Genomic DNA, 4,536 nt, shown 5'->3' on the forward strand with positions numbered 1-4,536 from the left:
GTGGGGCGGCGACGCGATCGCCGGGGTGCTCCTCGGGCACGCCGAGCCGCGCGGGCGCCTGCCCGTCTCGGTCCCGCGCTCGGCCGCCCAACTCCCCGTGTACTACAACCACAAGGACACCGAGTACGGAGCCTATGTCGACGAGAGCGCCGAGCCGCTCTACTCCTTCGGGCACGGGCTGTCGTACACGAGCTTCGCCTACGGGCCGCCGCTCCTGTCCGGGCACACCGTCACGGTCGACGTCACCAACACGGGGGAACGGGTCGGGCGTACCGTCGTCCAGCTCTACATCCGCCGGCTGATCACGCCCGTGTGGCCGCGCACGCTCGAACTGCGCGCCTTCAGGAACGTCGAACTCACTCCGGGAGAGACCCGCACGGTCGCCATCCCCCTCGGCGCCGACCAACTCGCGCAGGTCGGTGCCGACTTGGAGACGGGCGTGCTGCCCGGCACCATGGAGATCCGGGTCGCGGAATCGGCGCGGGCCGCGTTGGACGCCGTGCCGGCCGTGCTGCGGATCGACGGTTGACGGCGATGGCCGACAGGGCAGTCGACAGCGACGGCCGGCGGGCCGTCAGAGCTTCACGGCCCCCGACGAAACCCCCTTGTAGAACCACCGCTGCGTGATCACGAACAGCACCAGCACCGGGATGACGGAGATCACCGAACCGGCCATGACCACCCGCTGGTCGTAGCCGAACGACGAGCTCTGCAGCCGCGAGAGACCCAGCGTCAGCGTCATGTGTTCCTCCGAGCGCAGCACGATCAGCGGCCAGAGGAAGTCGTCCCAGGCGCTGATGAAGGTGTTGATCGTGACCACCAGGATCGCGCCCCACGCGGACGGCAGGTACAGATACCGGAAGCGCTGCCACTCGCCCGCGCCGTCGAGCATCGCCGAGTCCTCGATCTCGCGCGGCACCGCCATGAACGCGGCACGCATCAGGAGCACGTTGATGGCACCGACGAACCCGGGCAGCCACACGCCCACCAGGTTGTCGACCAGGCCCAGGTCGCGGATGCTCAGGAACAGCGACACCATGATCGACTCGAAGGGGAACATCATCGAGGCGATCAGTACGACCCAAACCGTCTTGCGGCCCTTCCAGTTGGGCTTGGAGAGCATGTAGCCGGCCGTGGTGGAGAACAGCAGCTGGCTGCCGACCGACAGGACGACCACGAACATGCTGTTCCTGATGTACGTGGCCACCGGCACCTGGTCGAAGACCGCCCGGTAGGCCCGCAGGGTCGGCTCGTGCGGAAACAGTGAGGCGTTCGCGCCGAAGACGTCCTCGCTGGTGCTCTTCAGCGAGGCCAGGAGCTGCCAGACCAACGGCCCGACGGTGATGCCGAGCACGAAGAGCAGCAGCAGATAGCGGACGACCAGCTCCCGGGGGCGGCCGTAGTCCCGCCAGCGCGGCAGCAGTCTCCTGCGCGGTGCGGTCTCGGTTGCGGCCGAGGTTACGGTCGCGGTCGTCATGACTCGTCCTCCCTCGTCAGCCGCTGCGCCAGCAGGGTCAGTCCCAGCGTCAGCAGGAACAGCGCCACACTGACCGCCGAGCCGTAACCGGCGTTGCCGGTGATCGGGTCGAGGCCGACGTCCTTGATGTAGAAGGGCAGCGTGCGGTCCGCGCCACCGGGGCCGCCGGTGGGACCGCCGAGCATGTAGAGCTCGGTGAACACGCGCAGCGAGCCGATGCCGGTGAGGGTGCCGACCAGCATCATGGCCTGCCGCACACCGGGCACGGTGATGTGCCAGAAGCGGCGGACCGCGCCGGCGCCGTCCATGGACGCCGCCTCGTGGAGTTCCTTGGGCACGTTCCCCAGCGCGGCCAGGTAGAAGATCATGTACCAGCCGAGGCCCTTCCACAGGGTCAGGCCCATCGCGGAGAACAGGATCAGCCACGAGTCGGACAGGAACGGGATGGCGTCCCTGATCAGATGGGCCTTCTCCAGCCAGGTGTTGATCAGCCCGTCGTCGGCCAGCAGCCACTGCCAGCTCAGACCCACGACCACGCTGGAGGCGAGGACGGGGGTGTAGAAGGCGGAGCGGAAGAAGCCGATGCCGGGCAGGTTCTTCTCCACCAGGACGGCCAGCAGCAGCGGCAGCAGCACCATCAGCGGTACGACGATCAGCGCGTACAGGATGCTGTTGCGGGTCGCCAGCCAGAAGTCCGAGTCGTCCAGCATCCGCGTGTAGTTGTCGAGCCCGACGAAGCCCGCGGCGCCGCCGAGCGGCTTGGCGTCGGTGAACGACAGCAGGAGCGTGTTGAGGAACGGGAACACGCCGAAGACCACCGCGCAGACGATCGCGGGGGCGGTCCACAGCCAGGGCAGCCACCAACGGCGGTACAGCGCCGCGCCGTTGGCGCCGGGAGCGGGGCCGGGCAGCACCGCCCGGCTCAGTCGGCGTATGCGGGACGGGGCCGCGCCCGGCACGGAGGCTGTGTGCTCCGCACCGGGCGCGGACACCGGCTTCGCGGTCTGCGTCGCCACGATCAGCCTGCCTGCTTCAGCAGGTCGTTGGCCTTCTCCTGGGCGTCCTTCACGGCCTGCTCGGGGCTCTTCTTGCCCTGCATGGCCAGCTGCACCTGGGACACGATGGCCTTCTGCACGGCCGGCGAGATGTTGGTCTGGTAGGCGGTGGTGGTCTTGAGCTGCTCGGCGACGAGCTTGCGGGCCTGGGAGAAGGGGTCGCTGCCGGTCGCGTTCTGGAAGAACGGGTCGTCCAGCGAGGTTGTGGTCGTCGGGAAGATCACGACGTTCGGATCCTTGCACCAGGCCGTCTGGTTCTCGGCGTTGGTGAGGAACTTGGCGAACGCGAGCGCGGTGGGGGCGTGCTTGCTGGTCGCGGCGACCGAGATGTACTGCGGGGCGGCCGTGGTGTGGCCGAGCGCGTCGAAGGGCTGCTGGCCGACGCCGGTCTTGGCGTAGACCGACGGGCTGTTCTGCTTCACGAAGCGCACGAAGCTCGGGTTCGTCGAACCGTAGGCGACCTGGCCCTGGCTGTACGGCGTGGAGGGGTCGTTGCTGGAGGACAGCGAGTCCTTCGGCATGGCGCCTTCCTTGTACAGCTTCGCCATCCAGGCCACCCACTGGGTGGTCCTCGGATCGTCGGCGAAGACGGCCGACTTGCCGTCTGCGGACAGCGTCCTGATGTCCATCTGGTCCCAGTCGGCCGGGATCCGCCAGATCGGGTTGGCCATCGTCGCGAAGTACTTGCCCTTGGCCGACTTGGCGATCTTCTCGTAGTCGGCGAACAGCCCGAACATCGTCTTCGGCGGCTTCGCCGGGTCGATCCCGGCCTTCTTCAGCATGTCGGTGTTGTACGTGAGGAGGACGCCGCCGGTGTACCAGGGCAGCACGGTGTGCGCCGCCTTCCCCGAGGCGTCCTTGTAGGTGCTGGACTTCCAGAACGCCGGGACGAAGGGCTTGGCGGCGTCCGGGTCCTTGACGCCCACGTTCAGCAGGTAACCGGCCTTGGTGAGCGCGGTCGCGGTGGGGGCGTCGATGTTGATCACGTCCGGCATCGTGCAGCCCTGGGCGTCGGCGACGGTGCGCTGGGTGAACGTGCTGTCGCCGGGGTCGTCGATCCACTTGACCGAGGTGCCGGGGTTGGCCTTCTCGAAGTCCTTGATCACTCCGTTGAAGAAGCTCCCGAAGTCCTTCTTCAGGTTGGTCGTCTGGAAAGTGATCTTCCCTTTGACGTCACCGGTGAGCTTGCCCGACCCGACGTTTCCCTCGTTGACCTTGCAACCGCCCGCGGTGGCGCCACCGTCGTCGGAGTCGCCGGACAGGCCGCAGCCTGCGGCCGTCAACGTCACCACGACGAGCCAGGCCAGGGATCCGGTCAGTCTTCTTGCGCGCATTGCTGCCCTCCTGAGACCCAGTCTGCTGCTGGTTCAATTCACCAACTTCGACTCCGATTGATGAAAAGGTGGACCAGAATTCATCGGAGGTCAATGGGTGCTGTGTTGCTTTTAGGTTCCGGACACGGTCGGCGTGCGGTCAGTGCCGGTGCTCGTGGTCCGGGTGCGACGGATCGCCGGGGTGCTCGTGCCCGGCGGCGTACACCACCCCGGCGCGCGCCCGGTCGAGCCAGGCGAAGAAGGCGCGCCGGCCGGCGGACCGGCGCAACTCGTGGGCGACACCCTCGCGTACGCCCTCGTACGGCAGGTGGTCCGAGGTGTCCGTCCCGCCGAAGGGGTCGACTCCGCGGCGCAGGGCGTCCGGGGTGAGGAAGCGGTCCGGGTTGCGGTCGTAGTAGTCCCGTACCGCCGACTCCGGCACGTCCTGCTCGCTCTCCAGCGCGGCGAGCAGGACGCGTGCGGCCGGGGAGTGGGCGAGCACCGCGGCGACGATGCTGCCGAGATCCGCGACGTCCTCCTCGGCCACGGCGAGTACGTGCGCCGGCCGGACTTCTTCGGGAGGCCTCAGTCCGCGCTCGGCGCACGCCCGGCGGGCCAGTTCGTCCACGACGACCACCTGGGTCGCCCAGCGCCGCCGCTGCCGTTCGGCCCGCGCCGACGCGTCGGGGCG

5 protein-coding genes are annotated in these 4,536 nt (G+C 68.4%); 1 reads left to right on the forward strand and 4 read right to left on the reverse strand.

Annotated elements, in window-relative coordinates:
- A partial coding sequence (locus tag O3Q52_RS49295; protein ID WP_269654960.1) for a glycoside hydrolase family 3 C-terminal domain-containing protein occupies window positions 1-529 on the forward strand: 529 nt, incomplete at its 5' end.
- 45 nt (window positions 530-574) lie between these two features.
- Here the strand turns inward: O3Q52_RS49295 and O3Q52_RS49300 are convergent.
- The 4 genes from O3Q52_RS49300 to O3Q52_RS49315 form a co-directional block, all read right to left on the reverse strand.
- Window positions 575-1,477 (reverse strand): carbohydrate ABC transporter permease, encoded by a 903-nt coding sequence (locus O3Q52_RS49300; RefSeq protein ID WP_269654961.1) that lies wholly within the window; start codon window positions 1,475-1,477, stop codon window positions 575-577.
- Window positions 1,474-2,469 (reverse strand): carbohydrate ABC transporter permease, encoded by a 996-nt coding sequence (locus O3Q52_RS49305; protein WP_269654964.1) that lies wholly within the window; start codon window positions 2,467-2,469, stop codon window positions 1,474-1,476. The genes O3Q52_RS49300 and O3Q52_RS49305 overlap by 4 nt, the downstream gene beginning before the upstream one ends.
- 26 nt (window positions 2,470-2,495) lie before the next feature.
- Window positions 2,496-3,866 (reverse strand): extracellular solute-binding protein, encoded by a 1,371-nt coding sequence (locus O3Q52_RS49310; RefSeq protein WP_269654962.1) that lies wholly within the window; start codon window positions 3,864-3,866, stop codon window positions 2,496-2,498.
- A gap of 139 nt (window positions 3,867-4,005) precedes the next feature.
- The coding region (locus O3Q52_RS49315) for a peptidyl-prolyl cis-trans isomerase (RefSeq protein WP_269654963.1) at window positions 4,006-4,536 on the reverse strand (531 nt) is incomplete at its 5' end.

Origin of the sequence: Streptomyces sp. ActVer, from assembly GCF_027270795.1 — a bacterium.
Taxonomy (GTDB): Bacteria; Actinomycetota; Actinomycetes; order Streptomycetales; family Streptomycetaceae; genus Streptomyces; species Streptomyces umbrinus_A.